Here is a 20,154-nt window from a genome sequence, read left to right as displayed (position 1 = left end):
GGCTCAGCTGGCGCTGTCTGAGACGGATGCCGAGGATGCAGGCTCCCCCAGGCGCGTGGCGCGGGCCGAGAGGGCGTCGAGCGCCCGCGTCCACGAGGCCGCGAGGCCGCGCAGGACCCCCGCCGGCGGACCGTCCGGTCCCACGGACCACCGCGCGCCGAGCTCCGGGCCGTCCGGGCCGTCGACGGCCCGGACGATCAGGCTGAGCGGGAACGGGTCGGGCTGGTCCGCGTTCCAGTCGGCGAACAGCTCCTCGTCCTCGGCGGCGACCGACCAGTCCGCGACCTCGCCCCGCGTCAGCCGGCCCACGTAGTTCAGGTAGACCGTGGGCAGCGGCGTCGCCGCGAGGACCGGCGCGGTCCGCGGGTTGAGGTAGCGCAGCATGCTGTAGTCGGTTCCGCCGTCGGGGATCTGACCCATGAGCGCGTGCACCCGCGCCACCGTGGCGTCCACGGAACGGTCACCGAAGACGGCGCCGTCGTCGGGGGCGCGCTCGAGCAGGAACGGGAAGATCTCGGCGAGCCAGCCGACCGTCCGGGACAGGTCCAGGTCGTCGACGACCTGCTCCTGCCGGCCGTGGGCCTGCACCACGGCGACCATCGCCGACGAGCCGGCGCGGTCCGGCTGGGTCTGGTCGGCCACGGCCAGGGACAGCGCCGCGAGCAGGAGCTCGTCGACACCGACCCCGAACGCGGCGGGAACCGTCGACAGCATGGGCGCCGCCCGCTCCGGCGGCAGGCTCACCGTGAGCGCCGCCGCCTGGTCGTCGCCGCCCCGACCGGCCACGCCGACGGCGTTCGCCTGACCGGCCGTGTTCGCCTGACCGGCCGCGTCCTGCTGACCGACGGGGTCCGCCTGACCGGCCGGGTCCCGCGGGCCCGCCGAGTCGGCCGGTCCGGCCGGGTGCGCCGTCCACACCACGGGCGTGGCGCGGTCGAGCAGGCCCGACCAGAAAGGCAGCCGCTGGTCCGTCTCCGCCGCGCGCGCCCGTTCGTCGAGGCGGCGCGCCCAGTCGGTGAACGAGACCGGGACGGGCGCGAGCCGGGGCCGCCCGCCCGCCGCCAGCGCGTTCGCCGCGGCCGCGAGGTCCTCCAGCACGACCGGCCAGGAGACGCCGTCGATCAGCGCGTGGTGAATGATCAGCAGCAGCCGGCCGGGACGGGAGCCGCCCGCGTCCAGCCAGACGCAGCGCATGGTCTGCCCGTCGTCCGGATCGAGCTCGGCGTTCGCCGCCGCCGCGAGCCCGGCGACCAGCGCATGCCCGCCCGCGCCGTCGAAGCCCTCCCCCGCGGCGAGGTCGGCCGCGTCGACCCGGCGGACCCAGCGCCCGACCTCGACGCCGCCGCGCGGCGCGACCGCCAGCGACCAGGCGGGACCGCCGTCGGCGCCCGTCGCCGCCGCGCCGTCCGGGAGCGGCCTGGCGGAGTCCGAGCGGACGAGACGGGCCCGCAGGACGTCGTGGTGGTCGACGACCGTCGTGATCGCCGCGACCAGCGTCGCCAGGTCGAGACCGGCGGGGGTGCGCAGCAGCACCGGCGAGGAGAAGGACGCGAACGCGAGGCGCCCGTCCGTCTCGGTGCCGCGGCCGCGCACCGCCTGCAGCGCGGGCGTCGGCGGGGCGACGACGACCTCGGCGGGCTCGGGGCCCGCCTCGGCCGTGCCACCGGCCGCCTGCCCGGTCTGCCCGCCAGCAGCGGCGGTGGACCGCGACGGCGCGCGGCGGGTGACGACGGTGGCGAGCGTCTCGGGGGTGCGGTGGCCGAACAGCAGCCGCGGGGTCACGGTGAGGCCGGCGGCGCGGATCCGGTTGACCAGCCGCATCGCGACGATGCTGTCGCCCCCGAGGGCGAAGAAGTCGTCGTCGACGCCGACCTCGTCGACCTTGAGCACCGCGGCGAACGCGGCGACCAGCGTCGCCTCGATCTCGTTCGAGGGCACGCGCCCCGCCACCGGCCGGGCGGTCCGCGCGGAAATCGGCGCCGCCTCCTCGAATTTCCTCACCGCCAACGCGCGCTCGACCTCGCCGCCGACGTCCAACGCGCTGACCGGTGCCGGCTGGTCCGCGGCGACCGCGGCGAGAACGTGCAGCAGCCGCTCGCCGAGCCGGTCGGCGCTGGCGCGGTCGAACAGGTCGTCGCTGTAGCGGACGCCGACGACCAGGCCGCCGTCGGCGCCGGTCCGTTCGAGGAAGTCGAAGGACAGGTCGAACTTGGCGCTCGCGGTCCGCACCGGTTCGGGGCGGGCGCCCACGCCGTCGAAGGCCAGCTCGCCGACGGCGTCGGACGCCGCCAGGTACACGATCATGACCTGGAACAGCGGGTGACGGGCCAGCAGCCGTGGCGGGTTGACGGCGTCCACGACCCGGTCGAACGGCAGCTCCTGGTGGTCGAAGGCGGCGAGGTCGCTGTCGCGGACCCGCCCCAGCAGCTCGCCGAACGTCGGGTCGCCCGACAGGTCGGTCCGCAGGACGACCGTGTTGAGGAAGAAGCCGACGAGGTCGTCGAGAGTGTCGTCGACCCGGCCGGAGACCGGGCTGCCGATCGGGATGTCGTCGCCCGCGCCCAACCGGTGCAGCAGGGTCGCGACGACGGCCCGCAGCACCATGAAAAGGCTGGCGTTGTGGGCTCGGCCGACGGCGCGCAGCGCGGCGACGTGCTCGGCGTCGATCGACAGCTCGACGATCCCGCCGGTGTGGGTCGGCTCGTCCGGGCGCGGCCGGTCGGTCGGCAGCGCCAGCCCGGCCGGCAGGCCGGCGAGCTGGCGGCGCCAGAACTCCCGCGACGTGGCGGCGGGGCTCGTCGCGTCGGCCTCATCGCCGAGCAGCTCCCGCTGCCACAGCGTGTAGTCGACGTACTGGACGGGCAGCGGCGCCCAGTCCGGCGCGGCGCCGGCGGCCCGCGCCCGGTACGCGGCGGACAGGTCGCGGGCCAGCGGCCGGTCGGAGCCCTCGTCAGCGGCGATGTGGTGGATCAGGAACAGCGCGATGTGCAGCTCGGGCGAGCACCGGACGACGGTCACCCGCATCGGTGGTTCGCGCTCCAGGTCGAACGCGTAGGCCGCGGCCTCGGCGAGGACGTCCGCCAGCACCGGGTCGCCCGGTTCCGGCACGGGCCGGCCGCCGCCGCCCCCGGCCACGGACGCCCACTCGACGACGTCGAACGGGATCTCCGTGTCGGCCGGGTCGAGGATCCACTGGACCGGCTCGCCACCGGGCGCGGGGAAGACGGTCCGCAGCGCCTCGTGCCTGGCGACGACGTCGTCCACCGCCGCGCGCAGCGCGGCCAGGTCCAGCGGCCCGGTCAGCCGCCAGGTGATCGGGATGTTGTACGTCGAGCTGGGGCCCTCCACCTGCGCCAGCACCCACAGGCGCTGCTGCGCGAACGACAGCGGCGGGTTCACCGGGCGCCGCGCGCGGCCGACGGCCGGACGGGCGGCGCCGGCCTGGTCCATCCGCCGCGCGAGCCGGGCGACCGTCGGGTCCTCGAAGACCGCGCGCGGCGTGATCTCCACGCCGAACGTCGACCGGATCGCGGCGCACAGCCGCATGACGAGCAGCGAGTGGCCGCCGAGGGCGAAGAAGTCGGCGTCGGTCCCGACCCGCCGGGCGCCCAGCACGGCGGCGAACCGCTCGGCGAGCAGTTCCTCGCGCGCGTCGCGGGGCCGGCGGCCGCCGGCCGGCGCGGGCGCTGTCGGCTCAGGCAGCGCGGCCCGGTCCAGCTTGCCGTTGACCGTGCGGGGCAGCCGGTCCAGCGCGACGAACGCCTGGGGCACCATGTACGCCGGCAGCACCCGGGCCGCGTGCGCGCGGGCGGCCTCGACCGGGTCCGACCCGGCCGTCGCGCCGGACGCGCCCGGCCCGGCCGCGTCGGCAGTGGCGGCAGTGGCGGCAGTGGCGACGGCGACGGCGGCGACGGCGGCTGGCACCAGGTAGGCGACGAGCTGGAGAGCGGGCGGGGCGTCCGGGCGGAACCAGACCGCCGCCTGGGCAACACCCGGCGCCGCCTCCAGCGCCCGCTCGATCTCGCCGAGCTCGATCCGGAACCCGCGCAGCTTGATCTGGTCGTCGGCGCGCCCGAGGAACGCGAGCGAGCCGTCGGGCCGGCGGCGCGCCAGGTCCCCGGTGCGGTACATGCGCTCCCCCGCCGCGCCGAACGGGCCGGCGACGAAACGGCCCGCCGTCAGGCCCGCGCGGCGCAGGTAGCCCCGGGCGAGCCCGGGACCGGACAGGTACAGCTCGCCCGCCACCCCGTCGGGAACGGGCCGCAGCGCGGCGTCCAGGAGGTACGCGCCGGTGTTCCCGATGGGCGCGGCCCAACCAGCGCCGGCCTCGGCCGCCGAGTCCGCGCTGTCGGCCGCCGGCCGTGGGACGCCACCCGCGCTGTGCCAGCCGTAGGCGTCGACCGAGAACTCGGTCGGCCCGTACAGGTCGTGGGCCACCATCCCGGGCAGCGAGCAGAGCCGCTCCCACAGCGCCGGCGGGGTGGCCTCGCCGCCGACCAGGAGCACGCCCGGCCGGTGGCCCGCCGGCCGCAGGAAGCCGTTCTTGACCAGCTCCTGGAGGTAGGTCGGGGTCAGGTCGAGCACGTCGATCCGGGTCCGCTCGATGTAGTCGACGAGGGCGGCCGCGTCCCGCGCGACCCGCTCGTCGACGACATGCGTCTCGTGCCCGGCCAGCAGCCACAGCAGCGGCTCCCAGGAGCCGTCGAAGCTGAACGAGGCCGCGTGCAGGACACGCCGGGCGCCCCGACCGGGACCGGCGGCACGCTCGGCCGGCGCGATGAGGTCGACCGCGTGCGAGGCGAAGAGGTTGACCAGGCCCCGGTGGGTGCCGACGACCGCCTTGGGGACGCCGGTCGACCCCGAGGTGTAGATCACGCTGGCCGCGCCGGCCGGGTCGGGCCGGCGCCGGCGCGCCGCCGGCCGGCGGGCCGACTCGGACGCGCCGTCGGGAAGGGCGGCGTCACGATCCGGGCCGTCGGACGGCGCGGCGTCGAGCGTCCGGCCGTCGAGCGGCGAGGCGTCGGGCAGCGGGACGTCGAGCGGGATGACAGCGGCCGGGACAGCGGGCAGCAGCCTCGCGAAGGCCCTGGTCGTGAGGACGGCCGCCGGCGCCGCGTCGGCCAGCAGGAACGCCAGCCGGTCCGCCGGCGCCTCGACGTCGATCGGCAGGTAGCTCGCGCCCGCCGCCAGCACGCCGAAGATCGCGGGGACCATCAGCGCGCGAGGCAGCGCGAGCGCCACCACCGCCTCGGGGCGGGCGCCCAGGCGGGACACCACGCCGGCGATCCGGTCGGCCTCTCTCCCCAGCTCCGCGAAGGTCGTCCGGCCCTCGGCGGTGACCAGCGCGACCCGGTCGGGATACACGGCGACGGCCCGGGCAAGCAGGTCCGGCACCGTCGTCCCCGCCTCGGCGGCACCGACATCGGCACCGGCGTCGGCATTCAGGCCGGGCAGCGCCCGCACCGGGCCACGGGACACGCGCAGGGCGGCCGCGCGCTCAGCCTCGTCGACGATCTCCAGCCGGCTGACCGGCAGGTCCGGGCCGCGGACGATCTCGGCGAGCAGCCGGACCAGCCGGTCGGCCAGCCGGGCGCCGCTGTCCGGGTCGAGCACGTCGGTGGCGAACTCGACCAGCGCCGTGATCTCGCCCTGGGCGAACCGGTCGACGAACGTCACGTCCAGGTCGAACTTGGCCGTCCCGGCCTCGGGGCTGATCCAGGCCACCGGCGCCCCGAGCAGCTCCCGGTCGTCGTCGGCCAGGTGGTGGTAGCCGGCCATCACCTGGAACAGCGGGTTGACGCCGGGCGCGCGGCGCGGGTTGACCGCCGCGACCACCTCCTCGAACGGGAGGTCCTGGTGGTCGAAGGCGGCCAGGTCGGTCTGGCGGGTCCGGCCCAGCAGGTCCCGGAAGGTCGGGTCGCCGGTCAGATCGGACCGGATCACCAGTGTGTTCACGAAGAATCCGACGAGGCGGTCGAGGGCGGCGTCGGTCCGGCCGGCGATGGGCACGCCGATCGGGATGTCGTCGCCGGAGCCCAGCCGGTGCAGCAGGGTCGCGATGGCCGCGTGGGCGAGCATCGACATGCTCGTCCCGGTGGCCGCGCACAGGGCGCGCAGCCCGGTCGCCACCGGTGCGGTCAGGACGCGGGCCACCCTCGCGGACGCACCGTCCCGGGCATCCGGGCGCGGCCGGTCCAGCGGCAGCGGGATCTCCTCCGGCAGGCCGCGCAGTGCCTCCAGCCAGAAGGAGAGCTGCCTGGTGGCCAGGCTGTCCTCGTCGCCGGGCTCACCCAGCAGGTCGCGCTGCCAGAGCGTGTAGTCGGCGTACTGGACCGGCAGCGGCTCCCAGTCCGGCGCGTGCCCGGCCAGCCTCGCGGCGTAGGCGGCGTCCAGGTCAAGCAGGAACGGGCGGTCCGACCACTCGTCCGTCGCGATGTGGTGCAGGACGGCCACCAGCACGTCGGCGTCCGGGCAGCGCAGCAGGGCCATCCGCAGCGGCGCCTCGCGGGTCAGGTCGAACCGGCGCGCCGCGGCCCGGGTGATCCAGCCAGTCACCTCGTCCGGGGCGCACCTGAGCACCTCGACCCCGAGGTTCGCGTCGGCCGAGTCGAGGATCCGCTGGTAGGGCTCGCCGTCGACGACGTCGATCACCGTGCGCAGGGCCTCGTGCCGACTGAGGAGGTCAGTCACGGCGGCGCGCAGCGCGGCGATGTCGAGGCGGGCGCCCGTCCGGAACGCGAGCGGGTAGTTGTAGGCGTTGGTGCCGCCGGCCAGCGCCTCGACGAGCCAGAGGCGCCGCTGCGCCGGCGAGAGCGGGATCCGCTCGGGGCGCCGCGCCGGGACCAGCGGCGGGCGCTTGGCCACGGTGCGGCTGGCTACCTTCGCCGCCAGCGCCTCGACCGTCGGCGCGTCGAACAGGTCCCGGATGGCGAGCTCCGCGTCGAGCGCAGCCCGGGCCCGGCTGACCACCCGGGTCGCGAGCAGGGAGTGGCCGCCGAGCGCGAAGAAGTCGTCGTCCGCCCCCACCTCGGGCAGGCCGAGGACGTCGGCGAACAGCTCCGCCAGGGTCCGTTCGACGGGGGTGGCCGGCGCCCGGCCCGAACGCGGCGCCGCGGCCGCCTCGGCCGGCGGCAGGGCCGCCAGGTCGAGCTTGCCGTTGGCGTTGCGGGGAATGGCCGGCAGCGGCACGAACGCCGACGGGACGAGGTAGTCCGGGAGGACGGTGGCCAGGTCGGCGCGCAGGCGGCCGACGAGCGCGCCGGCGGCGCGGGCCGCCGTCGGGTCGTTCGTCAGCGCCGCCCCCGGGTGCGGCCGGCCGGCCGGGTCCGCGGCCGGCCGGGTCACCGGGAGGGCCGCCGGCCCCGAGCCGCGCACGAGCACGGCGTCTAGCCGTCCGGCGTCGTCGGGGCGAGGCGTCACGGCTGCCTCGTAGCCCAGGGCGTCGGCCAGCGCGTACACGTCATGCGGATCGACGGCGCCGGCCTCGGCGTCCGCCGAGCCCGCCCGGCCAACCGGGTCGAGCCCCGCCGCGGCGACGTCGGCGGCGACGCGGGCGTCCGGGATCGCGGTGAGGCGGATCCGCTCCGGTCCGCGGGCGCGCACGAAGGCGCCGAACTCGTCCAGGCTGTGCACGTCGACGCCCCAGGCCGTGACGAACGGGTCCGGCTCAGCGCCGGGTGAGGCGGTGGCCGGCCCGGTGCCGGTGTCCGCCGGGCCGGGGTGGCGCAGCACGACGTCGTAGCGGTGCTGGGTGAGCTCGTCGCGGTGGCGTCCCCGCCGGACCCGCACGCACACCTCAAGATCGGCGACTTGGGCCACGTCGGCGAAGAACGCCGGCGCGACCACCAGCTCCTTCTCCAGCAGGACCCGCCGGTCGACGGCCGCCGCGAGCCGGGCCGGGTCGGGGCCGGGCCGCACAGGCGCGGTGGCGGCGGGCGCGTGGCCGGAGCGGGCGAGCTCGATCGCGCTGTGGAACACGCGCAGCCGGCCCAGGTCCCGCACGTCGCCGACGAACAGCGAGCCCCCGGGGGCGAGCAGGTCGAGCGCGCCGCGCAGCACCGACCGCAGGTAGTCGGCGCTCGGGAAGTACTGGACCACCGAGTTGATGACGATCGTGTCGAAGAAGGCCGCGGGCAGCCCGTCGGTCACGTGGGCCGGCTGGTGGCGCAGCTCGACCTGGCCGAAGCGGGCCGGGTCGGCGGCGAGCTCGGCGCGCAGCTTCGCGATGACGGGGGCGGCGAAGTCCGTGCCCCAGTACTGCTCGCACCCGGGCGCGAGCTGCCCGAGCAGCAGGCCGGTGCCGACACCGATCTCCAGCAACCGGCGGGGCGCGAGCGCCCGGATCCGGTCGACGGTCCTCGCCCGCCACTCCCGCATGTGCTCCAGCGGGATCGGTTGGCCGTCGTGGCTGGAGTCCCAGCCGTCGAAGCTCTCCGCGCGCAGCGCGGTCGGGATCCGCTCGTACTCGTCGGTGTAGACCTGGCGCCACTCACCGACCTGTTCGGCCTCGATCGCGGCCCGGTCGGCCGCCGACCGCTCGGCCGGCACCACGTAGGCGACAAGCCGCTTCGCGCCCGGTGTCGCCGGGTCGTCGGCCGCGATCACGGCCGACTGGCTGACCGCCTCGTGGCCGTCGACGGCGGCGGTGACCTCGCCGAGCTCGATCCGGTGGCCGCGGATCTTGACCTGGTCGTCGGTGCGGCCCAGGAAGTCGAGGTTGCCGTCGCCGGCCCGGCGCGTCACCAGGTCGCCCGTGCGGTACATCCGGCCGCCCGGACGGGCCGGGTCGGCGACGAACCGGGTCGCGGTCAGGCCGAACTGGTCCAGGTAGCCGCGGGCGAGGCCGTCGCCGGCGATGTACAGCTCGCCGGGGACGCCGTCCGGGACCGGGCGCAGCCAGCGGTCGAGCACGTAGACCGAGGTGTTGCGGATCGGCCGGCCGACGGTCGGGGTCCGGCTGTCGGCGGTGGCGGCACCGAGGGTGTTGATCGTGTACTCGGTCGGCCCGTAGAGGTTGTAGCCGGCCGTCCCGTGGGTGTCGCGCAGCCGGTTCCAGACCGAGTCGGGCACGGCCTCGCCGCCGAGCATGACCAGGGGCGGCCGGTGACGGTACCCGTTCGCCGGGGCGCCCTCCCGGTCCGGCGTCGCGCCGGAGCCCGGCCCCGCCTCGCCGGCGGCGGGCTCGTCGGTCCGGTCCAGCAGCCCGGACTCGAACAGGTGGGCCGCGTAGGTGGGCGTGACGTTGACGACGTCGATCCGGTGGCGATCGCAGTAGGCGACGAGGCCCTCGGCGTCGCGGCGCAGGTCCTCGTCGCAGATGTGCACCTCGTGGCCCTCGACGAGCCAGAGGAGCTCCTCCCAGGACATGTCGAACGCGAACGAGACGGTGTGCGCGATCCGCAGCCGCCGGCCACGACCTCCCAGATCGGCTTCGCCGATCCGGCAGGAACCCCGGGCCGCGGCCACGGTCGGGTCGAAGATCTCGTCCCGGTGGTTGAGCCACATGTTCGTCAGGCCGCGGTAGGGCGTGACGACGCCCTTGGGCCGGCCGGTCGAGCCCGACGTGTAGATCACGTAGGCGGGGTGGTCGAGCCGGTCCGCGCGGCCGCGGGCGAAGGCGCCGAGCTCGGCGTCCGACAGCGTGCCGGGGGCGGTCGCGGCGAGCTCGGCCGCGACGGCCTCGTCGTCGAGCACCAGCCAGGCCGGAACGACCCGGTCCGGGCCATCGGCCGGCGCGACCGTGCCGGCCACGACCGTGCCGGGAGCGTTCGTGCCGGGAGCGTCCGTGCTGGGAGCGTCCGTGCTGGGAGCGTCCGTCCCGCCGGTGAGGTAGCTGCCGGCGGCCTGGGTGGTCACCACCAGCTCAGCCCCCGCGTCGGCCACCATCTCGAGCAGGCGGGCGGGCGGATGGTCCAGCTCGAGTGGCAGGTAGGCGGCGCCGGTGCGCAGGACGGCGAACAGGGCGACGACCATGTCCACCGTCCGGCCGATCCCCAGGGCCACCACGATCTCCGGGCCGGCGCCGCGGGCGATCAGGAGCCGGGCCAGCCGGTTCGCCCGGTCGTCGAGCTCGCGGTAGGTCAGCCGCTGGGCGCCGAGGACCAGCGCGACCTGGTCGCCGAGGTCGCCGGCCCGCTCGGCGAGCAGGTCGGAGACGGTCTGGCCGCCGATCGGCAGCGCCGGCGCCGCCCCGACCGCGAGCCTTGCCCGCTCGGCGGGCAGCAGCAGGTCGAGGGAGCCGACCGGCGCGTCGACCTCGCCGACCAGCGCGTCGATCGTCGCCATGAGGCGGGCGAACAGTCCCTCGGCCGCCTCCGGCGCGACCACGTCCGCGCGGTACTCCAGCCGCGCCGTGATCCGCGCCCCCGGGAACAGGACGAACGTGAGCGGGTAGTGGGTGTGGTCGAGGCTGCCGCCCCCGATGATCCCGTGGCGGGCACTCGTCTGGTCGTTCGCCACCTCGTCGATGAAGTTCTGCAGGACGTAGAGGGTGTCGAACAGCACCGGGTGGCCGCTGGCCCGCTGGATGTCGCCGAGGCCGAGGTACTCGTGGTCCAGCAGGTCCAGCCGCTGCCCCGTGAGCCGGCGCAGCAGCTCGCCGACGGTCTCGCGCGGGTCGAGCCGGATCCGGACCGGAACGGTGTTCAGGAACAGCCCGACGACCTCGTCGATCCCGTCGAGCTCCGTCGGGCGGCCCGCGACGGTCGTGCCGAACACGACGTCGTCCGTCCCGGTCGCGGTCGCCAGCACCAGCGCGAGCGCGGCGTTGAAGACCGTGTTCAGGGTGACGCCATGGGCGCGGACGGCCGCCCGCGCCGCGCTCGCCGTCGCCTCGGGCAGCTCGGCGGTGATCCGGGCCGGCGCGACCGGCTGCAGGCCCCGCGCCGCCGGTACCACCAGCGTCGGGCCCTCCAGGTCGGCGAGCGCCGAGCGCCAGGCCTTCTCGGAGGCGGCCGTGTCCCGCTGGCGCAGCCACACCAGGTAGTCCCGGTACGAGCCGCGCGGCGCGGGCGGCGCCGGGCGCGACGGGTCCCCGCCCGCGGCGTAGAGGTCAAGCAGGCCCTCGACGAACAGGGCGCCGGACCAGCCGTCCCACAGCAGCACCTGGCGGTTGACGACGAGCCGGTCGCGCCCCTCGGCCAGGTGGATCAAGGTCAGGCGGAACAGCGGCGGCCGGGCGACGTCGAACGGGCGGGCCCGGTCGGCCGCGGCGATCCGCTCGGCCTCGGCTGCCCGCTCGGGCTCGGGCAGGCCGGACAGGTCGACCTCGTCGACCGGCGCGGGCAGCTCGCGCGCGATGACCTGCACCGGGCGAGGCAGGCCGTCGCTGAGGAAGCCCGCGCGCAGGGTCGGGGTACGGGCCATGAGCGCCTGGCAGGCTCGGCGCAGCCGCTCCACGTCGAGCCGGTGGTCGAAGTCGAACGTGAACTGGGCGGTGTAGGCGTCGCTGGTCTGGTCGAGGGCCGAGTGGAAGTACAGGCCCTCCTGCAGCGGCGAGAGCGGCCAGACGTCCTCGACCGCCGCCGGGAACGCGCCCGCGATCCGAGCCGACTCCTGCGCCGAGAGCGCGAGCAGCTCGACCGGCGGCTGAGCCGTCGCCGTCGCGGCGGTGGTGGTGGTGACGGTGGCGGCGGCGGCCGGCGCGAGCGCGGCCAGCTCACGCAGGGCGTCGAGGAAGCCGTCGGCGATGCGCGCCGTCTCATCCGCCGCGAGCACCGTCGTCAGGTAGGTGAACGTCGCGCGCAGCGCCGGCCCGTCGGCGGTCTCGACGCAGACCGCGTCGACGGTCAGCGGGTAGCCCACGCCCAGGCCGGGGTCAGGCCTGGCGGCGAGCGCGTCGAACTCCTCGGCCGGCCCCCAGTCGGCCCGGCGGTCGGCGCCGAACCGGCCCAGGTAGTTGAACAGCACCTGGGCCCGTCCGGCGCGGGCGAGCGCCGGGCCGGCCAGTGGGCTGGCGTAGCGCAGCATGCCGAAGCCGATGCCGCCATCGGGCGCGGCCCGCAGCCGCGCCGTCACGTCGGCGAGCGTCGCGCGCGCCTCCGCCCGGGCCGGCGCCAGCCTGACCGGCGCGATGCTGGTGAACCAGCCAACGGTCCTGGCGAGGTCCACCCCGGAGACGATCTCCTCGCGGCCGTGGCGTTCGAGGTCGACGAGAAGGTCGCCATCGACCTCACCGGCGGCGTCATCGGCGCCGGCCGGCCTGCCGCCGGGCTGGCCGTCCGCCTGCCGGGCCGGGACAGCCAGCCGCAGCCCGGCCAACAGCACGTCGGTGACCTCGGCGCCCGTCGCGACGGGAACGCCGGTGAGCAGGGCGGCCGTGGCGGCCGGTGGCAGTTTGACGACCAGGCTCGCGGTGTCGGCGATTGTGCCGACGGCGCCGGGCCCTGGCTGGGGCTCGGCCAGGCCACCGGAAACGGTGACCGGCCTCGCCGGTTCGGCGAACGGTCGCCCGCCCGGCGCGAGCGTCGCCAGCCAGTGGGCCAGCTCGCCGAGCCGGGCCGGCGCGGCCGCCTGCTCGCCGAGGACCTGGCTGAACGCGCGCAGCGAGGTGCCCACCGGGTCGAGCCAGGGCCGGCCGCCGGACCGGGCCGTGACGTACGCGGCCTCCAGGTCCGCGAGCAGGATCCGCCACGACACGCCGTCGATGACGAGGTGATGGGCGACGAGCACCAGCCGGCCGGGCTCGCCGGGGCCGGCGTCGAGCCAGACCGCGCGGAGCATCACCCCGGCGTCCGGGTCGAGGCGCCCGGCGGCCGAGCCGGAGGCGGCGGTGATGACGGCGCGCAGCGCGGTCGGGTCGAGCCCGGCGACGTCGATCCGGGTCAGCAGGCCGGCGTCCGCCGCCCCGTCGCCGGCCGTCGTGTCCCCCGCTGCCGTGCCTGCCGATGCCGTGCCTGCCGCGGCCCCGTCACCAGCGGTGGCCCCGTCACCAGCCGTGGGTGCCGCCGGGTCGATCTGGAGCAGCCACACGCCAGGCGCGGGCCGCAGCAGCCGGGAACGCAGGCCGTCGTGGTGCGCGACCAGCGCGGCGAGCGCGGCCCGCAGCGCGGCCTCGTCGGTGCCGGCCGGCGTCCGGGCCAGGAACGCCTGGTTGAACCGCCGGATCTCGCCGCCCCACTCGGCGAGCCGGGCCACGATCGGCAGCGGGGTGAAGATCCCCGTGGCCGTCGCGTCGAAGGTCCCGGCCGGGACGACCGCCGCGGCGGCGGACCCCTTGGCCGATGCCGGCCGGGCGGACTCGGTCTCCAGGACTGGCTGCCGCTCGGGCACAGCGGCGCGGCCGGCGACGAGCGCGGCGAGCGCGGCCGGCGTCCGCTGGACGAAGACCTCGCGCGGGGTGAGCTCGACGCCCTCCCGGCGGGCCCGGTTGACCAGCTGGATCGCGAGGATGCTGTCGCCGCCGAGCGCGAGGAAGTCATCGTCGACGCCGACCCGGTCGAGGCCGAGCACGGCGGCGAACACCGCGCACAGCGCGCGCTCCAGGTCGGTGCCGCCGGGGCGCGCCGACGTCACGGCGGTCAGGTCGGGGGCCGGCAGCGCGGCCCGGTCGAGCTTCCCGTTGCCGGTCAGGGGCAGCGCGTCCAGGCTGACGACCGCCGCCGGGACCATGAAGTCGGGCAGCGCCGCCGCGGCCCGGGCCCGCAGCGCCGCGCCGTCGACGTGGTGGCCCGCGCGGGGGACGGCGTAGGCGACGAGCCGGCGCCGGTCCGCGCCGTCCTCCCGGGCGACGACGACCACCCGCTCCACCGCTGCGTCGGCGGCGAGGACGGCCTCGATCTCGCCCGGCTCGATCCGGAAGCCCCGGATCTTGACCTGGTCGTCGGCCCGGCCCAGGTATTCCAGCGAGCCGTCGTCGCCCAGCCGGGCCAGGTCGCCGGTGCGGTACATCCGGTCGCCGGGCTCGCCGTACGGGTCGGCCACGAACCGGGCCGAGGTCAGGGCGGACCGCCCCAGGTAGCCGCGGGCGAGCTGGCCGCCACTGACGTAGATCTCGCCGGCGACGCCGGGCGGCACCGGGGCGAGGTGGCGGTCGAGGAGCCGCGCGCGCAGGCCACGCAGCGGTTCGCCGATCAGGCCGCGCCGCCCGGACGCGGCGTCGGCCTGCTCAAGCCGCAGGTACGTGACGTGCACCGTGGTCTCGGTGATCCCGTACATGTTGACCAGGGCGGGGGCGCCGTCCGGGTGGCGCTCGTACCACGGGGCGAGCCGGCCGACCTCCAGCGCTTCGCCGCCGAAGATGACCAGGCGGAGGCCGAGATCGCCACCGCCACCGGCGGCCGCCTCGGCCGCCATCAGCGCGCCGAAGGCCGACGGCGTCTGGTTGAGGACGGTGACGGACTCGCGGCGCAGCAGGGCGAGGAACTGCTCGGGGGAACGGGAGACGTCGTGGTCGACGACGACGAGCCGGCCACCGTGCAGGAGCGGCCCCCACAGCTCCCACACCGAGAAGTCGAACGACACCGAGTGGAACAGCGTCCACACGTCCGACTCGTCGAAGTGGAAGTGGTCCCGGCTGTCGGCGAACAGGCGCACCACGTTGCGGTGCGGGATCAGGGTGCCCTTCGGCCGACCGGTCGAGCCGGAGGTGTAGATGACGTAGGCGAGGCTGTCCGCCCGTGCGCGCCCGTCCGGGCCCGGTGGGCCAAAGGAGGTGCGAAAATGGTCTTCCTTCGCACCTCCGGCGGCCCCCGTCCCCGGAGGCACAAGCGAGGTCGACGGCTGCTCGGCCAGGGCCGCGACGACCAGCGGGTCGTCCAGCGCGATCAGGGGCACGCCCGTGCGGGTCGGCAGCGTCACCCGGGTCGCCGCGGTGGTCACCGCGCACACCGGCGCGGCGTCGCGCAGCATGAACGCGATCCGGTCCGCGGGGTAGTCCGGGTCGACCGGCAGGTAGGCGCCGCCGGCCTTCTGCGCCGCCAGCAGGGTCACGACCAGGTCGGTCGACCGGGGCAGCGCGACCGCCACGATCGACTCCGGCCCGACGCCCCGCCCGCGCAGCAGCCCCGCGAGCCGGGAGGCGCGGGCGTCGAGCTCGGCGTAGGTGAGCTCCTCTTCGCGCCAGCGCAGCGCCACCGCGTCCGGGGTCCGGCGGGCCTGGGCCTCGAACAGGTCGGGCAGGGTGGCGTCGGCGCTCCAGTCGCCGCGCCGGGGCGCCGAGGTGAGCGCGGCCTGGGCGCACGCGGCCGGGGGCAGGGCGGCGACGGCGCCGATCGGCCGGTCCGGGTCGGCCGCGATCTCGCCGAGCAGCGCGAGCATGCGGTCGGCGAGGCCGGCGACGGTCGCGTCGTCGAGGACGCCGCGCTGGTAGCCGAAGGTCAGCCGAAGCCGGTCGCCGGGGATCACCCGGATGGTCAGCGCGTAGTGGGTGGCGTCGTGACCGTCGACGGCGGCGAGCCGCGGCCCGCCGGCGGGGATCAGCGTGACCGCGTCGAACGGGTAGGACTCGAGCACGAGCAGGGTGTCGAACAGGTCCCCCTGGCCGGCCAGCGCCTGGATGTCGGCCAGGCCGAGGTGCTGGTGCGCGAACAGCCGGCCCTGGGCGGCCTGGAGGTCGGCCATGAGCGCGGCGAACGTCCGCTGCGCGGTGACCGTGGCCCGGACCGGGACAGTGGTGACGAACAGGCCGATCATGGCATCGACGCCGGTCAGCTCCGGCGGCCTACCGGCGGTCACCGCGCCGAGGACGACGTCGTCGCGGCCGGCCGCCCGCGCGAGCAGCACCGCGTGGGCCGCCCGCAGCACGGTGCTCAGCGTCAGGCCCCGCTCGCGGCCGAGCGCGGCGAGCCGGTCGGCCAGCTCCAGGTCGACCTCGCGGTCGAGGGCGGCCGCCGGGCCCGGCTCGGCGGCGCCCGCCGACTGGGCTGCCCCGGCCGGCGCGGCGGCGCGGTGGCCGGCGCCGGGCGCCAGCAGGGTCGGTCCCTCAATGCCGGCGAGCTCCGCGCGCCACGCCGCCCGCGCGGCGTCCCGGTCCTGGGCACCCAGCCAGCGCAGGTAGTCCGCGTAGGGGCGGGCGGCCGGCGGGCGGGCCGCCGCCGTGTCGGTGGCGGGGCCAGAGCCGCCGGCGGCGATGGAGTTGGCGTCGGAGCCGGCGGCCAGCTCGAACAGCTCGCGCAGCAGGAGAGGCAGCGACCAGCCGTCGACGATGACGTGGTGGGCGCAGACCGCCAGCCGGGCGCTGTCCGGCCCGGTGCGGACCCACAGGAAGCGGATGAGCGGGGGCGCCGCCAGGTCGAACCGCGCGGCCCGGTCGTCCGCGACCAGCCGGTCCGCTTCGGCCGCCCGCTCGGCGGCGGGCCAGGCAGACAGGTCGACGACGGTCCACTCCGGCTCGGCGTGGGCCAGGATCACCTGGGCCGGTGCCCGGCCGTCGGCCAGGACGGCGGCGCGCAGGATGGCGTGCCGGGCGGTCAGCGTCCGCGATGCCGCCCGCAGCCGGTCGAGGTCGAGCTCGCCCTCCAGGTCCAGGACGAACTGGATCACGTATACGTCCGGCGTGTCGTCGCCGTCGACGAGGCGGTGGAACAGCATCCCCGCCTGCGACGGCGACAGCGGCCACACCTCGGTCAGCCCGGGCAGCCGGTCACGCCAGCGGGCGAGGTCCGCCGGATCGACGGGCGCCAGCTCGGCGAGTTCCGGCTCGGCCGGGGGCACCGGACCGGCCGCGGCCGTCAGCTCGGCCGTGGCCACCGCGTCCGCGGCGGCGGCCAGGCCGGCGACGGTCGGGGAGATGAACACGTCGGCCAGCGCGACCGGCACGCCGGCGGCGGCCGCCTGGGTGACGACGGCGAAGGCCAGGATGCTGTCCCCGCCGTGATGGAAGAACGAGTCGTCGACGCCGAGGCCGGGCTGGCCGAGCACGGCCGCGAAGACGTCCCGCAGGACCGTCTCCGTGCGGGTGGTGGGCGCTCGGCCGGGCCGGGCCGCCGCGAAGTCGGGGGCGGGCAGGCCGCGGCGGTCCAGCTTCCCGCTCGTGTTGGTGGGCAGGGCGGGCAGCGTCACGAAGGCCGCCGGCACCATGTAGCCGGGCAGGAACGACGCCGCGTGCGCGCGGAGCCGGTCCGCGAGCGCCGCGCTCCTCCCGTCCGAGGCCTCAGCGGGCTGGCCCGCCGGCGCCGGCTCGAGCCGGTCGGCCGCGCGGGCCGCGCCGGCCGCCGGGACGACGTACGCCACCAGCGCGCGCCCGGCAGGTCCGTCCTCGCGGACGACGACCGCGCAGCGCGCGACCGCCGGGTGGCGTTCGAGCACCGCCTCGATCTCACCCGGTTCGATCCGGAAGCCGCGCACCTTGACCTGGTCGTCCGAGCGGCCGGCCACGACCAGCTCGCCCGGGGTCCCTGCCGGATCGCCCCCGGCGATCTGGGAGGTCCGCCCGATCCAGTGGGCGAGGTCGCCGGTGCGGTACATCCGCTCGCCGGCCGCGAAGGGGCTCGCGACGAAGCGGGCCGCGGTCAGCTCCGGCCGGGCGAGGTAGCCATGGGCGACGCAGACCCCGGCGATGTACAGCTCACCCACGACTCCGGGCGGCACCGGCATGAGCGCGCCGTCCAGCACGTAGGCCCGGGTGTTGCGCAGCAGCCGGCCGACCGGCGGTGGCCCGCCGTCGGCGCCGGCGCCGTGCCAGGGGCCCACCGTCACCCAGACCGCCGTCTCGGTCGGCCCATACAGGTTGGTGACGCTCTGCGCGCGCGCGGCAAGCTCCCGGGCAAGGCCCGCCGGCATCGGTTCGCCGCCGCACAGGACGCGCACCCCCGGGTAGGCCTCGGGAGCGGCATCGAGGATGGACCGCCACCGCGACGGGGTCGCCTGGGCGAGCGTGACCGCGCCGGTGGTCAGCAGCCGGGAGAGCTGGGACGGGTCTCGGGCGGCCTCGCCTTCGACGAGGTGGACCGAGGCGCCGACCGTCAGCGGCGCGAGCAGTTCGAGCGTGCTCGGGTCGAACGTCAGCGTGGTCGCGGCCAGCACCCGGTCGTCCGGTCCGATGCCAACCGTGTCGGCGACGGATGAGAGGAAGTTCGTGAGTGACCGGTGGCCGAGCGGGACGCCCTTGGGCCGGCCGGTCGAGCCCGACGTGTAGATCACGTACACCAGGTCGTCCGGGTCGACGGCCGGCGGCCAGGGTCCGGCGACCGCCGCGGCCGCGGGCTCGGGCTCGGGCTCGTCGATGAGGACGAGTTCCATGCCGGGTGCGGCCGGGATCCGCGGGGCGAGGGCGCGTGTGGTCACCACGACCGACGGGGCCGCGTCCTCGATCATGAACGCGATCCGGTCGGCCGGGTAGTCGGGGCCGATCGGAAGGTAGGCGGCGCCGGCGCGGCCGACGCCTGCCAGCGCGACGACCAGGTCGACCGAGCGGGGCAGCGCGATCCCGACGACGGAGCCGCGTCCGGCTCCTCGGCCGGCCAGCCGGCGGCCGAACGCGTCGGCCGCGGCGGCCAGCTCGCCATAGGTCAGCGTCCGGCCGGCGGTGACCAGCGCCGGCCGATCGGGGTCGCGGTCCGCCCGCGCGGCGAACAGAGCCTCCCACGGCTCGGTCGGGCTGGGCCCGGCAGTGTCGTTCCAGGCGCGCAGGACCTGGTCACGCTCGGCCTGGTCGAGCAGGTCCACCGGGCCGATCGGCGCGTCGGGCTCGGCCACCACCCGGGTCAGTAGCCGGGCAAGGCGCGGGCCGACGGAGCTGGCGAACGCGGCCGACACCGTCCCGGGCTGGAAGGTCGTCTCCAGTTCGAGCGAGTCGGGCTGGCCCGCGTCCCCACCGAGCTCGGCCACCACCATCAGCGGGAACTGGGCGGTGCCGTTGTGCAGGGGGCGGCGCTCGCCGCGCAGGTCGCCGCCGGCGGGGTCATGGCGGTGCAGCGCGGCGGCGGCCGGCGAGCGGACGCCGAACATCGTGCTGAACAGGCTGGACACCCCGTCGGAGCGGTCCGGGTTGACGGCGCGCACGACGTCGACCAGGTCGACGTCGGCGTGGGCGAAGGCACCCAGGCATGCCTCGCGGGCCTGTTCGAGGAGGTCGGTGAAGGTGTCGGCCGGTGCCACCGCCAGCCGGAGGCAGACGGTGTTGCCGAAGTAGCCGATGACGCCGTCGGTCGCGGCGGCGTCCCGGTTGACGACGGGCGAGCCGACGGTGACGTCGGTCGCGCCGGTGACCCGGTGGATCAGGGCGGCGTAGCCGGCGACCAGCACCATGAACGGCGTCACGCCGTACAGGGCGGCGAACGCCCGGATCCGGCCGGCGAGCTCCGCTGGTGCGTGGTGGACAACCTGCCGGCCCGCGTCGCGCCGGCCGGCGGCGGCCGCGCTGGGCAGGCCGCTGGCCGCGAGGGCGTCGGCCGCTCGGTCGTCTGGGGTCGGCTCGGGCAGGCGCACCGGCTCGGCCAGCGGGAGCAGCCGGTCCCGCCAGTAGGACAGGCCCTCCGGCCGGACGGGCGGATCGCCATCCAGCACGGCCGCGTCGAGGAACTGGACGGCGCCGTCCGCCCCGGCGTCCTGGGACGTGTCCGGGTCGCGGTCCCCTCGGCTGTAGGCGGCCAGCAGGTCGCCGAAGAAGACGTCCCAGGACGCGTCGTCCCAGGCGATGTGGTGGGCGGCGAGCGCGAGCGTGTGCCGCAGCGGCCCATGCCGCAGGACGGTGACCCGCAGCGGCGACTCGGCTGTCAGGTCGAACGGGCGCCGGGCCGCGCTCACGGCGATCTCTCGCGCGCGCCCGTCGCGGTCCTCGGCGGGCTCGGCGGGCTCGGCGGACAGGTCGACGCTGAGCCAGGCCGGTTCGACGTCGTCCCGGGATACCTGCTCCAGGTGCCCGTCCGGTGTGATCTGGTACGTCGTGCGCAGGATCTCGTGCTGGCGCGCGACAAGGAGCAGGGCGCGGCGCAATGCCTCCGCATCGAGCGGACCGGTCAGCTCGAAGGCGGCCGAGATCGTGTACGCGGCGCTGCCCGGGTCGAGCCGCGACAGGAACCACATCCGCCGCTGCCCCGGGCGGACCGGGTAGCCCCGCCCGGGCTCCCGCCGGGCCCGGCCGCCTGCGCCGCCCGCCACCTCACGCGTCAGCCGCTCGGCGGCAAGCCGGCGGCGGAGCAGCTCGCGCTTGCGCTGCGCGGAGTCGGGACTTGCCACGATGCACGTCCTTCCGGTGGTGCCGGCCTCGGTGGGCTG

1 protein-coding gene is annotated in these 20,154 nt (G+C 76.6%); it reads right to left on the bottom strand.

Annotated features, from left to right (window positions below; genetic code table 11):
• Window positions 1-3: 3 nt before the first annotated feature.
• Window positions 4-20,115 carry a non-ribosomal peptide synthetase gene (locus QOZ89_RS07735; RefSeq protein WP_312623397.1) on the bottom strand — a complete coding sequence of 6,704 codons (20,112 nt, stop codon included), beginning with the start codon at window positions 20,113-20,115 and terminating at the stop codon, window positions 4-6.
• Window positions 20,116-20,154 lie beyond the last annotated feature (39 nt).

This window comes from Pseudofrankia coriaricola, from assembly GCF_032027725.1.
Taxonomy (GTDB): domain Bacteria; phylum Actinomycetota; class Actinomycetes; order Frankiales; family Frankiaceae; genus Pseudofrankia.
Note: the sequence above shows the minus strand (reverse complement) of the source record. Positions and strands in the feature narration are given on the sequence as shown.